Genomic DNA, 18,279 nt, shown 5'->3' on the forward strand with positions numbered 1-18,279 from the left:
GTTCAGGGCGAGGCGGCGGTGCCGGTGGCGGGCCACATGGTGTTGAGGCGGCCGGCGGTGGCCTGGTAGGCGCGCTCGGCCTCCGGCGTCAGGACGACGTCGGCGCCCGGCCCGGCGGCGGCCAGCCGTTCGCGCAGGACGATGGAGTCGGCGGTGTCGGCCAGGTCGAGCAGCCCGGTGAAGCGGGCGGCCGACGACACCAGCTCGGTGGCGGGCAGGCCGGTGCACACGGCGTCGAGGGCCTGGCGGACCACGCCCTTGCCGACCGCGCCGAGGCCGAGCGCCACCGCGGCCGCCGACAGGGTGGCCACGTCGAGCGGGTCGACGTCGACCAGGCGCAGCGGCACGTGCTCGACCTGGCCGCCGGGGGCGTACAGGCGGCCGGCCAGGCGGGCGGCGGCGGCGCGCCTGCCCTGTGTGGGGCCGATCGCGCGCCAGAGCCGGCGCAGCGCGGTCAGCGCGATCCCGCCGGCGAGCGGGCCGGGCAGCGGCGAGCCCACGGACTCGGCGGCGCGCAGCACCAGCAGCAGCCTCTCCAGCTCGCCCACCGCGCGGGCCAGGTCTTCGCCCAGGTCGGGGACGAGGACCGCGCGCGGGCCGAGGCCGGTCATGTGCGGCTCCTCACGGAGCCCTCGTCGTCGAGCGGTCGTCAGGCGGCGGAGCAGTCAACCGGAGGGTCACAACCGGAGCGTACGCCGCCCCGGCCACGCCGCACACCCCACCGGTGAGCACGCGCCCCCGGCTCCCGGTCCGCGCACCCGTGCGGAGCGGGCGGGCCGGGCGTGTGGGAGGATCTGGCCTCGATGGGTCCATGGTCGTTGGTGCGGTGGCTGCGTGCGGCGAGCTTCGCCGGCACGTGTGCCGCGCTGGCCGCGCTCGCCCACCTGGCGGGCGGCGGCTGCTTCGACCCCGGGGCGCTGCTGGCGGGGTTCCTGCTGGTCCTCGCGCCGGCCCTGGCGCTGACCGGGCGTGAGCGCACCCTGCCCGCCATCGTGCCCGCGACGGGCGCCTCGCAGGTCGTCCTGCACCTGCTGCTCTCCCTGAGCTGCGACCATCCCGCGCCCGTCGCCGCCCCCGCGAGCGTGGTCCACGCGCACGACACGGGCGCCCCGGGGTTCGGGATGCTGCTCGTGCACGCGGCGAGCGTGCTGCTGACGTCGGTCTGGCTGCGCTGGGTGGAGTCGGGGCTGTGCGCCCTGGTCCGCGAGCTGGCCGGGTGGGTGCTGCGCCCGCTGCTGGTGCTGTTCCTCGTCGTGGCCGGGTGGGCCGCGCCGGCGCGCACACCGGTGGGCGGGCGCGACGACGTCACGGCGCGCGTGCGGCTGTTCCTGCGGCACGTGCTGGTGCTGCGCGGGCCGCCCGCGGGTGGACCGGAGCCGCTGAGGCCGGTCCGTCCGACGGTCGTGGGCCTGCCCGCCTAGGCGCGCCCGCGGTCCTTCGCGCGCCCGTCCGCCGCGGTTCCTCCGACGACAATCCCGGCTCGCCGCCGTGCCCGTCCCCGCCGTGGGGCCGGTCGGCGTGCGCGCCCTACGGACTCGACTCAGAGGACATCACCCCATGAGACCTTCCCGTACCCGCCGGGCCTCGGCGGTCGCGCTCATGCTGCTGGCCGCCGCCTGCGGCACGCCGCCCGCGCAAACCGGCGGCGAGGCGGCCACCGCCGCGCCGGCGTCCGCCGGCCGGACCGTCTACCCCCTCACCTTCGACAACTGCGGCACCCGGGTCACCTTCCGCCGCCCGCCGCAGCGCGTCCTGATCCTGAACGGCACCAGCGTCGGCGAGGTGGAGAGCTTCCTGCTGCTCGGGCTGGAGCGCAGCATCCTGGCCAACGCCCAGAGCTACGGCGTCTCCGACGACCCGTCCATGACGGCCCGCATCAAGGCGCTGCCGACCGGCGGGCTGACCATGAACAAGAACTTCGACGTGCCCGCCGAGCAGGTGCTCAAGCTCAAGCCGGACCTGGTGGTCTCCACCTGGTCCGGCGGGTTCGACCCCGCCCGCGGCTTCGCCACCCGCGAGCAGCTCGCCGCGGCCGGCATCACCTCGCTGGTCAACCCGGTCAACTGCGCGATGGGCAAGCCGCAGGCCACCGAGCAGGACAAGCGCGCCTACCGCAACCAGTCGATCAACTCCTCGCTGGAGTTCCTCAGCCTGCTCGGACGGGTGTTCGACGTGCAGCGCAAGGCGTTCGACCTGATCGGGCGGCTGCGGGCGCGGGTGGAGTCGGTACGGGCCCGCGTCGCCGCGCTGCCGCCCAGGAAGGTGCTGATCGCCTATCCCGGCATGGCCATGATGAACGCCAACGGCCTGCCCGCCGTGATGACCGGCGGCATCTACGACGACGTCATCAGGGCGGCCGGCGGGGTCAACGCCTTCGCCGGCCAGACCGCCGACATGACGCGCACCCTCAACCGCGAGCAGCTCGCCACCGCCCAGGTGGACGTGCTGGTCGTCGGGCTGTTCACGCCCGAGGAGAACGGCGCGGAGGCGGCGGCGAAGCTGTTCGCCGCCTACCCCCACTGGGCCGCGGCCAGGAGCAGGACCTACACGGTCGTCTCCGACGGCGTCTATCTCGGGCCGCTGAACGCCTGGGCCGTGGAGAAGATCTCCAAGGTGGTGCATCCCGGTGGCTGACACGCTGGCGGCGCCGCCGCGCCGCACCGTCCCCGTCCCGCCGCGGCGGCCGCACGCGGTGTCCGGGCGGGCGACCGGGTTCCTGCTGGCCGGGCTCGGGGCCGCGCTGGTCGTGGCCCTGGTGATCGGGATCTCCGCCGGGTCGGTGAACCTGCCGCCGGACCAGGTGTGGGGGGTGGTGTGGGCGTACCTGACCGGGCGGGGCGAGCAGGCCGATCCGCTGCTGGCGCAGGTCGTGTGGGAGATCCGCACGCCCCGGGCGCTGCTGGCCGCGCTGGCCGGGGCCGCGCTGTCGGTGGCGGGGGTCGCGTTGCAGGCGCTGGTCCGCAACCCGCTCGCCGACCCGTACGTGCTGGGCGTGTCGTCGGCGGCGTCGCTGGGGGCCGTGCTGGTGCCCGCGCTCGGGGGCGGCGCGCTGGCCGGGCTGACCGGCGCGCTCGGCGTCACGGGGGCCGCCTTCGCCGCCGCGCTGCTGTCGGCGCTGGTGGTGTACGTCCTGTCCCAGCGTTCCGGCAGGCTGCTGGACTCGTGGCTGGTGCTGACCGGCGTGGCCGTCGGCTACCTGTGCTCGGCGGCCACCACGTTCGTGCAGCTCCAGCTCAACCCGACCGAGCTGCAGGGCATGATGTTCTGGCTGATGGGCAGCGTCGCCGGGGCGTCGTGGGCGGATCTGGGCGTGCCGGCGCTGCTCGTGGTGTGCTGCGTGGCCTGGCTGTCCTCGCAGGCGCGGGCGCTCAACGCGCTGCTGGCCGGCGAGGAGTCCGCGGTCGCGATCGGCGTGCCGGTCGCCGCGCTGCGGATCGGGCTGCTGGCGGCCGGGTCGCTGCTGACGGCGACGGTGGTCAGCGTGGTCGGCGGCATCGGGTTCATCGGGCTGATGGTCCCGCACATGGTCCGGTTCGTGGTCGGCGCCGACCACCGCCGGGTGCTGCCGGTCTCGCTGCTGGCCGGCGCGGTGTTCCTGGTGCTGGTGGACCTGGCGGCGCGGATCGCCGACCGGCCGAACGAGCTGCCGGTGGGCATCTTCACCACGGGGCTCGGCGTGCCGTTCTTCCTGTGGCTGCTGCGCAGGCGGCGGGCGGGAGGCGGCGGCGATGCGGCTTGACCTCGCGGGCGTCAGCGCGAGCATCGACGCGCGGCCCATCGTCACCGACGTCACGCTGAGCGCCGGGCCCGGCGAGTTCGTGGCGCTGGTCGGGCCGAACGGCAGCGGCAAGTCCACGCTGCTGCGCACGGTCTACCGGTCGCTGCGCCCGTCGGGCGGCGTCGTCCGGCTGGACGGCGACGACCTGTGGCGGATGCGGCCCCGGCACGCCGCGCGGCGGCGGGCGGTCCTGCCGCAGCACAACCCGGCCGGAGAGGGGTTCTGCGTGGCCGAGGTCGTCGCGGCCGGGCGGCACAGCCACAAGCGGGCGCTGGACCGGGAGAGCGCGGGCGACCGGGCGGTGGTCGCCACGGCCCTGGAGCGGGTCGGCATGGACTGGGCGGCCGACCGGCTGATGACCACGCTGTCCGGCGGCGAGCGGCAGCGCGTGCTGCTGGCCCGCGCGCTGGCCCAGGAGGCCCCGCTGCTGATCCTGGACGAGCCGGGCAACCACCTGGACGTCGGCTCCCAGCTCCTGCTGCTGGACCTGATCCGCTCGCTCGGCCTGACGCTGCTGGCCGCCCTGCACGACCTGGACCAGGCCGCCGCCTACGCCGACCGGATCGTCGTGCTGCGCGAGGGCCGGGTCGCCGGGCAGGGGCCGCCTCTGGAGGTGCTGACCCCGGCCTTCATCGAGGAGGTCTTCGGCGTCCTGGCCCATGTGGGGCCGCATCCCATCACCGGGCGGCCGCACGTCGCGGTGGCGTCCAGGGCGGGAGGTAAGCGCCTGCCCTAGGGCCGGTCAGCACTCGTCCCCCGGTGCGGAGCCGTGCCCGGCGCCGCCCGTCCGGCCGGTTATAACGGAGCGGAGTAGATCTTCGTGGTGAAGGGGCCGGGGGACCGTGTCGATCAGCAAAGCAGGACGGATGGCCGCCGGGGTCGGCCTGCTCGCGGCGGTGTGCGTGCCGGAGCGGGCGGTCGCCGTCCCGGCCCCTCCCCCGGTGGCGCCCCCGGTCGCGGCGCCGGCGCCCGCGCGGGCGCCGGTGCTGGACCTGGTGCTGGACGGCGGCCGGTTCGCGTTGCGGGACGCCTTCGCGATCCTGGCCGGCCGTCCGGTGCTCGCGCGGGTGTCGGACGCCGCGCGGGCCCGCATGGCGCAGTCGCGGGCGGGGGCGCTGGCGGCCCTGAGCGGCCAGCGGGTGTACGGCTGGAACCAGGCGCTCGGCCCGCTGAAGGACCGCCCGCTCTCGCCGGAGGAGGCCGAGCAGTTCCAGCGCAACGTGCTGCGCTCGCACGCGGCGGGCGTCGGCCCGGCCTTCCCCGACGACGTGGTCAGGCTGGCCCTGGTCCTCAAGGCCAACCAGATGGCCAGAGGGAAGATGGGCGTACGGCCCGAGGTGCCGCAGCGGCTGCTGTCCCTGGTGAACGCGGGGGTCGTGCCGGTGATGCCGCAGATCGGCTCGCTCGGCACCGGCGACCTGCAGCCGCAGGCGGCGGCCGGGCTGGCCGCGCTGGGCGAGGACGCCCCGGTGCACTTCCGGGGCGAGACCGGGCCCGCCTCGCGGATGCTGCCGCGGGCCGGACTGCCCGCGAGCTTCACCTTCGAGGCCGGGGAGGCGCTGCCGATCGTCAGCGGCAGCACGGTGCTGGCCGCCACGCTGATGCACGCCGTGCACCGGGCCACGGTGCTGGCCGACCAGGCCGAGGGGGCCTTCGCCCTGTTCATGGAGGCCACCAGGGCCGAGCGCGGCTCGCTGGACGCGCGGACGCACCGCGAGCGGCACATCCCGGAGGAGGACGCGGTCGCGGCGCGGCTGCGGGCCATGGTCGCGGGTTCCGGCTGGATGACCGAGGAGGGCCGCAGGCGGCTCGACCCGGCGAACTACGAGCCGCGGGTGCAGGACGCGGTCTCGGTGCGCGCGGCCCCGCACATCATGGCCGGGCTGCGCCAGGTGCTCGCCTCCCTCCGCCGGACGCTGGCGCGCGAGGCCAACTCCTCGGCCTCCAACCCGCTGGTCTTCCGGCGGGAGCGCGGCCCCGGCTACGAGTTCGTGATGGGCGGCAACTGGGACGGCTCGATCATGGGCCATCTCGCCGACAGCCTGAACGCCGAGATCACCGACCTCGGCGTCCTGTCGCAGGAGCTGTCCGGACGCCTGCTGTCGCCCCGCTGGAGCTACGGCCTGCCGGCGAACCTGGCCGGCGGGAGCGTCGGCCTGAACTCGGGGATGGTCCAGGCGCAGTCGGTGGCCGCGGCGGTGGTCCCCGAGATGCAGGTCAGGGCCCATCCGGCGGGCACGTTGTCGCGTCCGGTCAAGGACGGCCAGGAGGACCACAACACGATGGCCATGGCCTCGGCCCGCGACCTGCACGCCAACCTCGACCGTCTGGAGATCGTGCTGGCGGTGCAGTACCTGCTGGCGGCGCAGGGCATCGACCTGATCGCGGCGAAGATGGCCGGCCTGCCGCTCGGGACGGCGACCCGCGCCCTGCACGACGAGCTCAGGCGCTACGTCGCGCCGCTGGGCGACGACCGTTACCTGACCCCCGACCTGGAACGGACGATCGCGCTGGTGCACGCGGGCGGCCTGACGCCGGACCCCGCCCGGTGACGTCCGGGGACGGGTGAGAGGCAGTCCCCGCAGCGGGAGAGAATGCGCTGCTTCGCGCCGTACAGGACCGGGCAGGGTCGGCCCGGCGGCGGGGGCTCACATGGCGGGCGGGGGCAGCAGGCGGACCGCGTCCAGGGCCAGCGCCAGGTCCACGATGTCCCGCGGGCGGGTGAGCGAGCGGCCGGTGAGCTGCTCGATCCGGCGGACCCGGTTGATGATCGTGTTGCGGTGGCAGAACAGCCGGCCGGCGGCCCTGGCGGCCGAGCCGTCGCAGGCCAGCCAGGTCTCCAAGGTGGTCAGCAGCGTGTCGCGGTCGGCCGGGTCGAGGGCGAGCAGCCGCCCGAGCGCGCCTTCGACGAGGTGGGCGGTGACGCCGGGCCGGCTGATCATCAGCACCGCCGGCACGCGCTCGTCCAGGCGGGCGATCTCGGGGCCGCCGTCGGCGCAGGTGCGCATGGCGAGGGAGGCCAGCTCGTGCGCGGTGCCCAGCTCGTCCAGGCCGGTGACGACGGGGCTGACGCCGGCCACGCCGCTGACGATGAGGCTCAGCTCCTGGCACAGGTCGTCCAGGCCGGCCCGGCCGAGCGCGACGACGGCGACCTCATGGCCGGTGCGCATGCGCCACAGCAGCCGCAGCGCGCCCAGACTCGCGGGCAGCCGGACGTCGTCGTGGTGGCGTCCGCCGGGGAAGCGCACGGTGACGACGGCGTAGCGGGCGCGTTCGGGCAGGCCGAGGGAGTCGGCGGCGGCGCGCACCACCCCCGCGTCGGCGGTGCCGTCGAGCAGGGCGTCCAGCAGCGCGTTGACGCGTTCCTTGCTGCGGCCGAGGATCTCCTGCTCGCGCCGGCCGTAGACGTCGCAGGCCACCAGCGACTGCCGGTCGATCGCGTGCCAGACGTGGCTGGCGGCGCGGACCAGGACGTCGAGGCGCTCGGGACGCTCGCGTTCCATGTGGTCCACGATCGCCGACCAGGTGACCTGGCCGGCCAGGCGGTACATGCGCAGCAGCGACTCCAGCGGCAGGCCCTGCTCGGCCCTGCGCTGGGCCATCGACCGGGTGAAGACCAGGTCGCGCCGCTCGGACGGCTCCTGCAGGATCGCGGTCAGGCCCAGGCGCACGCCTTCGAGGGTGCTCTTCCAGTGCTCGTCGTAGGGGACGCAGGCGCTGTAGACGTCGTCGCCGCCGCGCGTCCTGGCGACCAGCTCGCCGGTCAGTTCGGGCAGGCGTTCGAGCAGTGCCCTGGCTGCGGTGCGTAACGTCTGGCGGACGTCCTCGTCCACGACCGTAGGGGGACGCATTCCCCGAGGCTGCCACCGGCCGCCGTTCCAGAACAAGGCTCTGTAGCGTTTTGTGACCTCGCGTTGTGCGGCTGCACAACGGGCCCCCGGCCGCGGTGGGCAGCGAGCCCGACTTCGCCCCCGCATCTGGACGGCGGCCCCGCCCGCCGGTTTGGGTGGGCCGCCATGGGGTCCTGTGAGGAAGACGAATGGCCGAGCTGAGCGTGGACGGTCTGGTGGTGGACTACGGTCCCGTCCGGGCGCTGGACGGCGTGTCACTGAGCGTGCCGTCAGGGGCGGTGGTGGCCGTGCTGGGCGCGAACGGCGCCGGGAAGACGACGTTGCTGCGGGCCGTCTCGGGAACGCTCCGGTTCCACCGGGGCCGGATCGCCGCGGGCGGCGTCACCGTGGCCGGGGCGCGGGTGGACGGGCAGCCGGCCGCGGCCGTGGTGCGGCGCGGCGTCACGCACGTGCCCGAGGGCCGCCGCGTGTTCGCCCGCATGACGGTGGAGGAGAACCTGCGGGCCGGCGGCCTGAGCACGCCGCGCGTGGCCGCCGTGCGGGCCAGGCGGCGGGTACGCGAGCTGTTCCCCGTCCTGGCCGAGCGCGCGCACCAGCGCGCCGGGCTGCTGTCGGGCGGCGAGCAGCAGATGCTGGCCATCGGCCGGGCGCTGATGGCCGAGCCGTCGGTGCTGCTGCTGGACGAGCCGACGCTCGGCCTGGCCCCCCGGGCGGCCGCCACGATCGCCGCCACGATCAGGGCGATCAACGCCGCCGGCACCTCGATCCTGCTCGTCGAGCAGAACGTCGCCACGGCCCTGTCGCTGGCCTCCCACGCGTACGTGCTGGAGGTCGGCGCGGTCGCGCTGGCCGGGCCCGCGGCCGAGCTGGCCGCCGGCGACGAGGTGCGCCGCCGCTACCTGGGCGTGGCCGACGGCGCCCCGGCCCCGCAGGCCAGGGCCGGACTGTCGAGGTGGTCCGCGTGACCCCGACATACCAACCGGATGGTATGCCCGCCCTGGAGGTGCGCGACGTGACCGTCCGCTTCGCCGGCCTGACGGCGCTGGACGGCGTCGGCTTCACGGTCGCGCCCGGCACCGTGCACGCGCTCATCGGCCCCAACGGCGCCGGCAAGTCCACCTGCTTCAACGTGCTGTCCGGCGTCTGCCGGGCGGCCTCGGGCAGCGTCAGGTTCGGCGCGAGCGAGCTGACCGCGCTGCGCCCGCACCGGATCGCCGCGCTCGGCGTCGCCCGCACGTTCCAGAACATCGCGCTCTCCCCGCATCAGCCGGTGCGCGACAACCTGCTGCTCGGCCGCCACCGGCTCACCCGGTCCGGGTTCGTCTCCGCCGGGCTCGGCCTGCCGCGGGCGCGCCGTGAGCAGCGCGCCCACGCCGCCAGGGTCGCCGAGATCGCGGCCTTCGCCGGGCTCGCCAAGGTGCTGGACACGCCGGTCGGGCTGCTCCCGTACGGCGTGCAGAAGCGGGTCGAGCTGGCCAGAGCCCTGGCCATGGAGCCACGCCTGCTCCTGCTGGACGAGCCGGTCGCCGGGATGAACGGCGGCGAGCGGCTGGAGATGGCCGGGCTGATCAGGTCGGTGCGGGAGAGCCTGGGCGTCTCCGTCCTGCTGGTCGAGCACGACATGGGCATGGTCATGCGGCTGGCCGACCGGGTGACCGTCCTGGACTTCGGCCGCCGCATCGCCGACGGGCCGCCCGCCGAGGTGCAGAACGACCCGGCGGTCATCGGCGCGTACCTGGGCGTGGAGGAGACGGAGTGATCACTTTTGTGGAGCTGCTCGTCAACGGGGTCTCGCTGGGGGCCGTCTACGCGCTGATCGCGCTGGGCTTCGTCGTCATCTTCAAGGCGACCGAGGTGGTGAACTTCGCGCACGCCTCGCTGCTGCTGGCCGGCGGGTACGTGGTGGCGCGGCTGCACCCCCACCTCGGCTTCTGGCCCGCGCTGCTGGCCGGGGTCGCGGCGGCGGCGGTCATCGGGGCGCTGGTGGAGTTCCTGGTCATCCGCCGCTCGAAGGCCGGTTCGCACAGCGTGCTGGCCATCGTCACCATCGGCGTGGACATCGTGCTGACCACCGAGCTCACCCGGCGGATCGGCACCGAGGTGCTGGCCATGGGCGACCCGTGGGGCTCGCGGGTGCTGCGCCTCGGGGCGGTCACGGTCGCCGAGACCCGGGTCGTCGCGCTGGTCGTGGCCGGGGTGCTGATCGCGGCGTTCCTGCTGGCGTTCAAGTACACCGGGTGGGGGGTGGCGATGCGGGCCACCGCCGAGGACCCCGAGACGGCCGCGCTCATGGGCGTGCGGCTCGGCCGGGTCTCGGTCAGCGCGTGGGCCGTGGCCGGGGCGCTGGCCGCGGTGGCCGCGCTGTTCCTGTGCGTCTTCCCCACGCCCGGCCTGGACCGCGGCTCCTCGCTGGCCGCGCTGAAGGCCTTCCCCGCCGCGATACTCGGCGGCCTGGACTCCACCACGGGCGCGCTGGCCGGGGGCCTGATCGTCGGCGTCACCGAGGCCCTGACCACCGGCTACCAGAACGACCTGGCCTTCCTCGGCCGCGGGATCGGCGACGTGGCGCCGTTCCTCGTCATGGTCGTCGTGCTGCTGCTGCGGCCCGCCGGGCTGTTCGGGACGCGGGAGCGGGCCCGTGTCTAGGACTGTCGGGTCACTGGCGGCCCTGGCCCTCTTCGTCGCCGTGCCGTTCTACCTGGAGGGGTTCTGGCTGCAGGCGGGCCTGTTCGCGATGGCGGCCGCGATCGGCGCGATCGGCGTCAACCTGCTGACCGGGGCGACCGGGCAGCTGTCCATGGGCCACGCGTTCTTCCTGGCCGTCGGCGCCTACGCCTACGTCTACCTGGCCGCCGAGCCCACCGCGTCGCTGGGCGGCCTGGGCCTGCCGGCGCCGCTGGCCGCGGTGCTGGCGGTGGCGCTGGCCGGGGTCGCGGGCGGGCTGTTCAGCCCGATCGCGGGCCGGCTCAAGGGCGCCTACCTGGGCATCGCCACGCTGGCGCTGATCTTCGGCGGGCAGCATCTGCTGTTCAACGCCGGGCCGGTCACCGGCGGGTTCAACGGGCGGGCCGTCCCGGCGATGGAGGTCCTCGGGTTCGCCTTCGCCGACGGGCCGGAGCTGGTCGTCATGGACGTGCCGTTCGGCGCGCTGGAGCGGCTGTGGTTCCTGGGCGGCCTGGCGCTGCTGGGCGCCGCGCTGTTCGCCCGCGGCGTGCTGCGCGGGCGGCCCGGCCGGGCGCTGAACACGATCCGCGACCACGAGATCGCGGCCGGGGTGATGGGCGTGCCCGTCACCCGCTACCGGGCCGGCGTCTTCGTGCTGTCGTCCATGTACGGCGGCCTGGCCGGCGTGCTGCTGGCCCTGGTCTTCCAGCGGACCGTGCCCGACTACTTCGGCATGCTGCTCTCCCTCGACTACCTCGCGATGATCGTCATCGGCGGCCTGGGCTCGGTGGGCGGCGCGGTGCTCGGCGCCGTCTTCGTCTCCCTGCTGCCGCAGCTGCTCACCCGTTACGGCGACGCCATCCCCCTGGTGTCGCCGTCCGGCTCCGGCGGCGGCCTGTCCCCCGCCGAGGCCGCCCGCATCCTGTACGGCGCCGCCGTCGTCGCCGTCGTCCTCTTCCTCCCGGGCGGTCTGCTCGGCCTGCCGCGCGTCCTGCGCCGCCGGTCACCGGGGCGCCGCCCGTCCGCTTCACCGTCACCGGATCCGTCCCCGAAGACCAGGAGCTCACATGTCCCGTAACCGCACGGCCGTCCTGGCAGCGCTGCTGGCGCTGGGGCTGGCGGCCACCGCCTGCGCCAGCGGCAAGGCCACCGGCGGCGGCCAGGCGACCGCCACCGCCGCCGGCGGCGACGGCGTCAGGACCGGCCCCGGCGTCACCGCCGGCACGATCACGCTCAGCCTGCTCACCGACCTGACCGGCCCGTACGCCTCGCTCGGCAAGAGCCTCACCCAGGCGCAGCAGCTCTACTTCGAGCAGGTCAACCAGGGCGGCGGCGTCTGCGGCAGGAAGATCGAGACGATCGTCCGCGACCACGGTTACGACGCGCAGAAGGCGATGGCCGCCTACGCCGAGGTCGCGCCGAAGACGGCCGCGATCCCGCAGTTCATCGGCTCGCCGATGGTCACCGCGCTCAAGGACCGGATCACCGCCGACAAGATCCTCACCCTGCCCATGGCCTGGGCCACCGGCCTGCTCGGCAGCGAGGCCATCCAGGTCACCGGCACCACCTACGACGTGGACATGATCAACGCCGTCGACTTCCTGGTGAAGGAGAAGGGCGTCAAGGCCGGGGACCGGATCGGCCACCTGTACTTCGAGGGCGACTACGGCGAGAGCGCGCTCGCCGGGTCCAAGTACGCCGCCGGCGAGCTGGGGCTCACGCTGGTCGAGCAGAAGATCAAGGCGACCGACCAGGACATGACCGCCCAGGTGGCGGCGTTCAAGAAGGCGGGCGTGCGGGCCGTGCTGGTCTCGGTGGGCCCGCGCCAGGCGGCCTCGCTGGTCGGCGTGGCCCTGGCCGCCGGGATGGACGTGCCGTTCGTCGGCAGCAACTCGGCCTACAGCCCGCAGCTCCTGGCCACCCCGGCCGCGCCGGCGCTGCTGAAGGACTTCTTCTACGTGACCGCGGGCGCCCCGATCAGCGCGCCGCTGCCCGCCTACGCCAAGCTCATCGCCGACTACCAGGCCAAGTACGCCGGCCAGCCCCTGGACAGCGGCGTGGCGGCGGGCTGGACCGCGGCGATCATCGTCGGCGACGCGCTGCGCAAGGCGTGCCAGGCCAAGGACCTCAGCCGGGCGGGCATCGTCGCGGCCCACCGGTCGCAGAAGTCGTGGGAGGCCGGGCTGGGCGGCACGCCGATGGACTTCAGCGTCTTCGACCGGCCCGCCTCGCGCGCCTCCTACGTGGTCAAGCCCGACAAGCAGGCGGTGGGCGGCGCCGTCGTCCTCAAGGAGGCGGCGGTGTCGGAGCTGGCCGCGAAGTACACCGTGCCGGCGGCGGGCTGACCGTGGCCGCGCTGCTGGAGGTCGGCGGGCTCACCGTGCGCTTCGGCGGGGTCACCGCCCTGTCGGGCATCGACCTGGCCGTCGGCGAGGGCGAGCTCGTCGGCCTCATCGGGCCCAACGGCGCGGGCAAGAGCACCCTGTTCGACTGCCTGACCCGGCGGTGCGAGCCGGCCGAGGGCCGGATGCTGCTCGGCGGCGAGGACCTGGCCCGCCTGCCGCCGCACCTGGTGGCCGCGCGCGGCGTGGCCCGCACCTTCCAGGGTCCGGCCCTGTTCCCCGGCCTGTCGGTACGCGAGAACGTCATGACCGGCGCCCACCGGCACGGCCGGGCCGGGTTCTGGGCCGCGGCGCTCGGGCGGGCCGCGGCCGAGGAGCGGCGGCTGCGCGCGACGGCCGACGAGCTGCTGGCCAGGTTCGGGCTGACCGGCCACGCCGACCATCCGGCCGCCGGCCTGCCGTACGGGCCGGCCAAGCTGGTCGAGGTGGCCAGGGCGCTGGCGGCCGGACCGCGGCTGCTGCTGCTCGACGAGCCGGTCAGCGGCCTGGCCCCCGGCGAGGTGCCGGCGTTCGCGCAGCTGATCAGGCAGCTGCACCGCGAGCGCGGGATCACGGTCGTCGTCGTGGAGCATCACATGGACTTCGTCCTGGACCTGTGCCGGCGGATCGTCTGCTTCGAGCTGGGACGCAAGATCGCCGACGGTCCGGCCGAGGCCGTACGGCGGGATCCGGCGGTCGTGGCCGCCTGCCTGGGCGTGGTCCGATGACCGGCCTGCGGGTACGGGGCCTGCGCGCCGGGTACGGCCCGGCCCGCGTGCTGCACGGCGTCGACCTCGACGTGGGCGACGCCGAGATCGCCGTGCTGCTCGGCCCGAACGGCGCGGGCAAGACGACCCTCCTGCGCGCGCTGTCCGGGCTGGCCGCGGCGCGCGGCAGCGCCACCCTCGACGGGGTCGCGCTGCCGGGCCGGGCCCCCGACGAGCTCGCCAGGCTCGGCGTCGCCCACGTCACGCAGGAGGGCGGCACGTTCGGCCCGCTCACCGTCGAGGAGAACCTGCGGGTCGGCGCCCTGGCCCGCCCGTGGCCGCGGCGCGGCGTCGCGCAGGACGTCGCCCGCGTGTTCAGCTACTTCCCCGTGCTCCAGGCGCACCTGAACCAGCCCGCCGCCACGCTGAGCGGCGGCGGGCAGCGCATGCTGGCCATCGGCCGGGCGCTGATGGCCAGGCCCCGCCTGCTGCTCCTGGACGAGCCCACGCTCGGCCTGTCAGCGCAGGCCGAGATCCGCCTCTTCCGCACCATCCACGCCATCAACCAGCGCGAACGGACCATGATGATCATTGTCGAGCACAACGTGACGGCGGCTCTGGAGGTGGCGCACCGGGCCTATCTCGCCGAGTCGGGCCGCGTCGCCGACCTGCGGGCGCCCCGGCGGGGGTGAGGCGGTGTTCCTGGAGCAGCTCCTTGAGGGGCTCGGCGCGGGCGCCGGATACGCGGCGCTCGCGCTGGCCCTGGTGCTCACCTACCGCTTCACCGGGATCGTCAACTTCGCCCAGGGCGAGCTGGCCATGCTGGCCGCGTACGTGGCCTGGCAGCTCGTCGAGGCGGGGATGCCGTACTGGGGGGCGTTGCCGCTCACCGTGGCCCTCGCCTTCGCGGCCGGCGTGGTGACCGAGCGGGCGGTGATCCGGCGGCCGGGCTCGCAGGCGGACGGGCTCACCCTCGTGATGACCACGATCGGCCTGTACGTCCTGGTGAACGCGCTGGCCGCGCTGGTGTGGACGTCGGCTCTGCGGGCCTTCCCCAGCCCGTTCCCCGACCGGCCCGCCGGGGTGGCGGCGCTGGAGGCGGCGTGCCTGGCCGGGCTGGTGCTCGGCGCGGTCGCCCTGGTGGTCCGGCACACCGGGCTCGGCCTGGTGATGCGGGCGGTGGCCGCGGACCCGCGCTCGGCCGCGCTGTCGGGCGTGCGGGTGGGGCGGGTGCTGGCCCTGGGCTGGGGCGCCGCCTCCGCCGTCGGCGCGCTGTCCGGCGTGCTGGTGGCCCCGATGCTGTTCCTGGAGCCGTCCATGATGACCGGCGTCCTGGTGTACTCCTTCGCCGCCGCCACGCTCGGCGGCTTCGGCAGCCCGCTCGGCGCGGTGGCCGGCGGGCTGGTGGTCGGCGTCGCCGAGACGCTGGCCGGCACGTACCTCGGGTTCGTGGGGGCGGACCTGAAGATCGCGGTGCCGCTCGTGCTGATCGTGGCCGTGCTGCTGACGCGCCCGCGCGGGCTGTTCGGCGCGGCCCGCGGGGAGCGGTCGTGAACGCGGTGACGGCCGGTCACCGCAGGACGGCCGTCGGCCAGGCGGCGGGCGACCGGCGGCAGGTGTGGCCGTGGCGGCGGACCGGCCTGGCCGTGCTGACGGTCGCCGCCGCGTCGCTGCCGTTCACGGCGCCGCCCTACCTGCTGTTCCAGGCCACGATCGTGCTGATCAACGCGATCGCGCTGCTCGGGCTGGACCTGGTGGCCGGGCACGGCGGACAGGTCTCGCTGGGGCACGGCGCGTTCTTCGGCGCGGGGGCCTACACGGCGGCCGTGCTCATGGGCCGGGTGGGGCTGCCGTACCCGCTGACGCTGCCCGCCGCGGCGCTGGTGTGCTACGGGCTCGGCCGGGCGGCGGGGCTGCCCGCGTTCCGGCTGCGCGGCCCGCACCTGGCGGTGGTCACCTTCGCGGCCGCGGTGGTGCTGCCGCCGCTGGTCAAGCGCTTCCCGTCGGTGACCGGCGGGGCGATGGGGCTGCCGGTGCCCGAGCCGTGGGCGCCGGTGCTGGAGGCCGACCAGTGGCTGTACCTGCTGGTGCTGGCGGCGGCGGGAGGGGCGTACGCGATGGCCCGCAACCTGACCCGGTCGCGCGGCGGGCGGGCGCTGACCGCGATCAGGGAGCATCCGGCGGCGGCCGAGACGCTCGGCATGCGACCGGCCGCCCACATGACGCACGCCTTCGCCTGGAGCGCCATGTACGCGGGCGCGGCCGGCGCCCTCTACGCCTGGACGACCGGTTTCGTCTCCCCCGACTCCTTCCCGGTGTCCCTGTCGATCACGCTGCTGGCCGGGCTGGTCGTCGGCGGGCCGGGCACGGCGGCCGGGCCGCTGCTCGGCGCGCTGGTGGTGACGTCCGTGCCGGCGGCGACCGAGGGGCTCGGCCCCGCCGTGCCGGGGATCGTCTCCGGCCTGCTGATCCTGCTGGTCGTGCGCGCGGCGCCCACGGGGCTGGCCGGGCTGCTGCGCCGGGCCGCCTGGGGCGTGGCCAGGAGGTTCGGATGAGGCCGGCGCGGGTGCTCGTGGCGCTGGTCGTGCTGCTGCTGGCCGGCTGCCGCCCGCCGGCCGGCGAGGTCACGCTCACGGGGGCCTGCGCCGACCAGGACGGCACCGGGATCACCGCCGGGTCGGTCAAGGTCGGCGGCCTCTACCCGCTGTCGGGGCCCGCCTCGGCGTACGCGGCGGTCGCCCAGGGCGCGCGGGCCTACTTCGAGCACGTCAACGAGGGCGGCGGCGTGGCCGGGCGGCGCGTGGAGTTCGTCGTCCGCGACGACGCCTACCAGCCGGGCCGGGCCGTGGCGGAGGCCCGCCGGCTGGTGCTGAGCGACCGGGTGTTCGCGCTGTTCCAGACGGTCGGCACGCCCTCGACCGCCGCCGTGCGCGAGTACGCCGCCCGCCGGCGCGTGCCGCAGCCGTTCGTGGCCACCGGCGCCACCGAGTGGGGCACCGACACCAGCCACCCCTGGACGATCGGCTTCCAGCCCAGCTACGCCGCCGAGGCCCGCGTCTACGCCCGCTACCTGGCCGAGTCCGTGCCCCGGGCACGCGTCGCCGTGCTGTACCAGAACGACGACTTCGGCCACGACCTGCTCGACGGCTTCCGCCAGGCGATCGAGGGCACGGGGGTGCGGATCGCGGCCGTCCGGAGCTACGAGGTGACCGACCCGGGCGTGCAGGGCCAGCTCGCCAACCTGGCCGGCTCAGGGGCGGACGTGCTGCTCGACGTCAGCACGCCGAAGTTCGCCGCCCAGGCGCTGGCCGCCGACGCGGCGATGACCGGCTGGAACCCGCTGCACATCCTCAACGGCGTGGCCGCCTCGCCGGCCGTGCTCGCGGCGGTCGGCCACGACAAGGTGCAGGGCGTCGTCACGGCCGGGTTCCAGAAGGATCCGGCCGCGCCGGAGTGGGCCGCCGACCCGGCCGTGCGCGCGTACGTGGCCGCGGTGCGGCGGCACGTCCCCGAGGCCGATCCCGCCGCCCAGCAGGTCGTCTACGGCTGGACGGCGGCGCAGGCGTTCGCCCGGACGCTCGAACGCATGCGCTGCCCGTCCCGTGAGGGGCTGCGCACGGCCATGCGCAGCCTGTCCGGCGTCAAGCTGGACCTGCTCCTGCCCGGGATCACGCTGTCCACCGGGCCCGGCGACGGGTTCCCGATCGAGTCGATGCAGCTGGCCCGGTTCGAGCGGGACCGCTGGGTGCGGTTCGGGCGGGTCATCGACACCCGGGCCGCGTTCGGTCCGGTGCGGGCTCGTCGGTGAGCCCCGCCGGGCGGGGGGCGGCCAGCATGCGGCGGTAGACCGCCTCGTAGGCCGCGGCCATCGCCCCCACGCCGAAGTGCCGTTCGACGTGGGCGCGGCAGGCCCGCGGGTCGAGCCGCCCGGCCGCCTCGATCGCCGCGGGCAGCTCGGCCGGCTCCCGCAGGACGAACCCCGTCACGCCGTCCACCACGATCTCCGGCACCGCGCCCCGGCCGATGGCGACGACGGGCGTGCCGCAGGCCATGGCCTCGATCACCACCATGCCGAACGGCTCCTCCCACTGGATGGGGAAGACCATGCAGCGGGCGGCGGCCAGCAGCTCGCGCTTGCGCCCGGCGTCGGCCTCGCCCAGGTAGGTGACGCCGGGGCCGAGCCGCGGCCGTACGTGCTCGTCGAAGTAGACGTGCTCGCACGGCTCGGTGAGCTTGCCGGCCAGCACGATGCGGCGGCCCGCGGCGCGGGCGGCGTCGATGGCCAGGTGGGTGCCCTTGCTGTGGCTGAAGCGGCCCAGCCACAGCACCCAGTCCTCCTTGTGCTCGCGGAAGGGGAAGGTGGCGGTGTCGAGCGCGTTGTGCACGGTGGCGATCCAGTTGAGGTCGGGGGCGTCGGCGCGCTGGGCGTCGGAGACGGCGATCAGGTTGACGTGCTCGCCGAGCGCCCGGTACACCTCGCCCAGCTCGCCGCCGGCATCGCCGTGGCAGGTGACCACGGTCGGGGTCGCCCGGCCGAGTGCGGTGAGCGGCCCGGCCAGCGAATGGTCGTGCACGATGTCGGCGGGCAGCCCTTCCAGCGCCCGCCAGGCCTGGGCGGCGTGCAGCACCTCGGGCAGCCCCTCGCCGATCCGCTCCGAGGGCGCCTCGGGGTAGGTGACCAGGAACTTGGCCGGCAGCCCCGTGCTGCCCGCGCCGATCAGCGTCACCTCGTGGCCGCGCGCGGACAGGCCCGTGATCAGGTCGGCGAGCATCTGCTCGATCCCGCCGTAGGCCCGCGGCGGCACCTCCTCCCAGGGCGGAGCGACCATCACGATGCGCAGCGCGCCTTCCCAGTCGTCCTCAAGATCCGTCGTCATCCCAGCACCTCCCCGTGTCGG

General features: G+C 75.4%; 18 protein-coding genes. 15 read left to right on the forward strand and 3 right to left on the reverse strand.

Annotation, left to right across the window (positions count from 1 at the left end; translation table 11 throughout):
• Nucleotides 1–2 precede the first annotated feature (2 nt).
• Nucleotides 3–611, reverse strand: a complete 609-nt coding sequence (locus ACIBQ8_RS08060) for a hypothetical protein (RefSeq protein ID WP_364337523.1) — start codon at nt 609–611, stop codon at nt 3–5.
• Nucleotides 612–803: 192 nt separating this feature from the next.
• Here ACIBQ8_RS08060 and ACIBQ8_RS08065 point away from each other — a divergent pair, with 192 nt between their 5' ends.
• The 5 genes from ACIBQ8_RS08065 (at nt 804) to hutH (ending at nt 6,330) form a co-directional block, all read left to right on the forward strand.
• Nucleotides 804–1,421 (forward strand): hypothetical protein, encoded by a 618-nt coding sequence (locus ACIBQ8_RS08065; RefSeq protein WP_397191521.1) that lies wholly within the window; start codon nt 804–806, stop codon nt 1,419–1,421.
• A gap of 136 nt (nt 1,422–1,557) precedes the next feature.
• Entirely contained in the window at nt 1,558–2,634 is a 1,077-nt protein-coding gene (locus tag ACIBQ8_RS08070; protein ID WP_397191522.1) for an ABC transporter substrate-binding protein, read from the forward strand.
• Complete coding sequence (locus ACIBQ8_RS08075) at nt 2,627–3,739, forward strand: FecCD family ABC transporter permease (RefSeq protein WP_397173825.1); 1,113 nt, start codon at nt 2,627–2,629, stop codon at nt 3,737–3,739. Before ACIBQ8_RS08070 ends, ACIBQ8_RS08075 begins: the two co-directional genes overlap by 8 nt.
• Nucleotides 3,729–4,514: an ABC transporter ATP-binding protein gene (locus ACIBQ8_RS08080; protein ID WP_397173823.1), complete on the forward strand. Its 786-nt coding sequence runs from the start codon at nt 3,729–3,731 to the stop codon at nt 4,512–4,514. Before ACIBQ8_RS08075 ends, ACIBQ8_RS08080 begins: the two co-directional genes overlap by 11 nt.
• Before the next feature lie 106 nt (nt 4,515–4,620).
• Nucleotides 4,621–6,330: a histidine ammonia-lyase gene (hutH, locus tag ACIBQ8_RS08085; protein ID WP_397191523.1), complete on the forward strand. Its 1,710-nt coding sequence runs from the start codon at nt 4,621–4,623 to the stop codon at nt 6,328–6,330.
• Nucleotides 6,331–6,426: 96 nt separating this feature from the next.
• On the opposite strand, the gene ACIBQ8_RS08090 is transcribed toward hutH, so the two are convergent.
• Nucleotides 6,427–7,629, reverse strand: coding sequence for a PucR family transcriptional regulator (locus ACIBQ8_RS08090; protein ID WP_397191524.1), 1,203 nt, complete (start codon nt 7,627–7,629; stop codon nt 6,427–6,429).
• Between the two features lie 188 nt (nt 7,630–7,817).
• Here ACIBQ8_RS08090 and ACIBQ8_RS08095 point away from each other — a divergent pair, with 188 nt between their 5' ends.
• The 10 genes from ACIBQ8_RS08095 to ACIBQ8_RS08140 are packed head-to-tail and all read left to right on the forward strand — an operon-like array spanning nt 7,818 to nt 17,189.
• Nucleotides 7,818–8,594 (forward strand): ABC transporter ATP-binding protein, encoded by a 777-nt coding sequence (locus tag ACIBQ8_RS08095; RefSeq protein WP_397191525.1) that lies wholly within the window; start codon nt 7,818–7,820, stop codon nt 8,592–8,594.
• A 23-nt stretch (nt 8,595–8,617) separates the two neighbouring features.
• Nucleotides 8,618–9,388, forward strand: coding sequence for an ABC transporter ATP-binding protein (locus ACIBQ8_RS08100; protein WP_397191526.1), 771 nt, complete (start codon nt 8,618–8,620; stop codon nt 9,386–9,388).
• Nucleotides 9,385–10,275, forward strand: coding sequence for a branched-chain amino acid ABC transporter permease (locus ACIBQ8_RS08105; RefSeq protein WP_397191527.1), 891 nt, complete (start codon nt 9,385–9,387; stop codon nt 10,273–10,275). Before ACIBQ8_RS08100 ends, ACIBQ8_RS08105 begins: the two co-directional genes overlap by 4 nt.
• On the forward strand, nt 10,268–11,371 hold the full coding sequence (locus ACIBQ8_RS08110) for a branched-chain amino acid ABC transporter permease (protein WP_397173813.1): 1,104 nt from the start codon (nt 10,268–10,270) through the stop codon (nt 11,369–11,371). Before ACIBQ8_RS08105 ends, ACIBQ8_RS08110 begins: the two co-directional genes overlap by 8 nt.
• Entirely contained in the window at nt 11,361–12,638 is a 1,278-nt protein-coding gene (locus ACIBQ8_RS08115; protein ID WP_397173811.1) for an ABC transporter substrate-binding protein, read from the forward strand. Before ACIBQ8_RS08110 ends, ACIBQ8_RS08115 begins: the two co-directional genes overlap by 11 nt.
• A gap of 2 nt (nt 12,639–12,640) precedes the next feature.
• A complete protein-coding gene (locus tag ACIBQ8_RS08120) occupies nt 12,641–13,402 on the forward strand; it encodes an ABC transporter ATP-binding protein (protein ID WP_397173809.1) in 762 nt (253 codons plus the stop codon).
• Entirely contained in the window at nt 13,399–14,073 is a 675-nt protein-coding gene (locus ACIBQ8_RS08125) for an ABC transporter ATP-binding protein (protein ID WP_397173808.1), read from the forward strand. The genes ACIBQ8_RS08120 and ACIBQ8_RS08125 overlap by 4 nt, the downstream gene beginning before the upstream one ends.
• Before the next feature lie 4 nt (nt 14,074–14,077).
• On the forward strand, nt 14,078–14,935 hold the full coding sequence (locus ACIBQ8_RS08130) for a branched-chain amino acid ABC transporter permease (protein WP_397173806.1): 858 nt from the start codon (nt 14,078–14,080) through the stop codon (nt 14,933–14,935).
• Nucleotides 14,932–15,936 carry a branched-chain amino acid ABC transporter permease gene (locus tag ACIBQ8_RS08135; protein WP_397191528.1) on the forward strand — a complete coding sequence of 335 codons (1,005 nt, stop codon included), beginning with the start codon at nt 14,932–14,934 and terminating at the stop codon, nt 15,934–15,936. The genes ACIBQ8_RS08130 and ACIBQ8_RS08135 overlap by 4 nt, the downstream gene beginning before the upstream one ends.
• Nucleotides 15,933–17,189, forward strand: a complete 1,257-nt coding sequence (locus ACIBQ8_RS08140; RefSeq protein WP_397191529.1) for an ABC transporter substrate-binding protein — start codon at nt 15,933–15,935, stop codon at nt 17,187–17,189. Before ACIBQ8_RS08135 ends, ACIBQ8_RS08140 begins: the two co-directional genes overlap by 4 nt.
• On the opposite strand, the gene ACIBQ8_RS08145 is transcribed toward ACIBQ8_RS08140, so the two are convergent.
• The gene (locus ACIBQ8_RS08145) at nt 17,143–18,258 is read right to left on the reverse strand and encodes a glycosyltransferase family 4 protein (protein ID WP_397173801.1); all 1,116 of its coding nucleotides are present in this window, start codon (nt 18,256–18,258) and stop codon (nt 17,143–17,145) included. The genes ACIBQ8_RS08140 and ACIBQ8_RS08145 overlap by 47 nt on opposite strands.
• Nucleotides 18,259–18,279: the final 21 nt, after the last annotated feature.

The sequence above is a fragment of the Nonomuraea sp. NPDC049646 genome (genome assembly GCF_044465525.1).
Taxonomy (GTDB): Bacteria; Actinomycetota; Actinomycetes; order Streptosporangiales; family Streptosporangiaceae; genus Nonomuraea.

Excerpts from the sequence above, each read along its gene's own strand:
- ACIBQ8_RS08140 (WP_397191529.1), top strand. The coding sequence starts at position 15,933 with ATGAGGCCGGCGCGGGTGCTCGTGGCGCTGGTCGTGCTGCTGCTGGCC.
- ACIBQ8_RS08080 (WP_397173823.1), top strand. The coding sequence starts at position 3,729 with ATGCGGCTTGACCTCGCGGGCGTCAGCGCGAGCATCGACGCGCGGCCC.
- ACIBQ8_RS08060 (WP_364337523.1), bottom strand. The coding sequence starts at position 611 with ATGACCGGCCTCGGCCCGCGCGCGGTCCTCGTCCCCGACCTGGGCGAA.
- ACIBQ8_RS08070 (WP_397191522.1), top strand. The coding sequence starts at position 1,558 with ATGAGACCTTCCCGTACCCGCCGGGCCTCGGCGGTCGCGCTCATGCTG.
- ACIBQ8_RS08090 (WP_397191524.1), bottom strand. The coding sequence starts at position 7,629 with ATGCGTCCCCCTACGGTCGTGGACGAGGACGTCCGCCAGACGTTACGC.
- ACIBQ8_RS08125 (WP_397173808.1), top strand. The coding sequence starts at position 13,399 with ATGACCGGCCTGCGGGTACGGGGCCTGCGCGCCGGGTACGGCCCGGCC.
- ACIBQ8_RS08115 (WP_397173811.1), top strand. The coding sequence starts at position 11,361 with ATGTCCCGTAACCGCACGGCCGTCCTGGCAGCGCTGCTGGCGCTGGGG.
- ACIBQ8_RS08100 (WP_397191526.1), top strand. The coding sequence starts at position 8,618 with ATGCCCGCCCTGGAGGTGCGCGACGTGACCGTCCGCTTCGCCGGCCTG.
- ACIBQ8_RS08095 (WP_397191525.1), top strand. The coding sequence starts at position 7,818 with ATGGCCGAGCTGAGCGTGGACGGTCTGGTGGTGGACTACGGTCCCGTC.
- ACIBQ8_RS08065 (WP_397191521.1), top strand. The coding sequence starts at position 804 with ATGGGTCCATGGTCGTTGGTGCGGTGGCTGCGTGCGGCGAGCTTCGCC.
- ACIBQ8_RS08145 (WP_397173801.1), bottom strand. The coding sequence starts at position 18,258 with ATGACGACGGATCTTGAGGACGACTGGGAAGGCGCGCTGCGCATCGTG.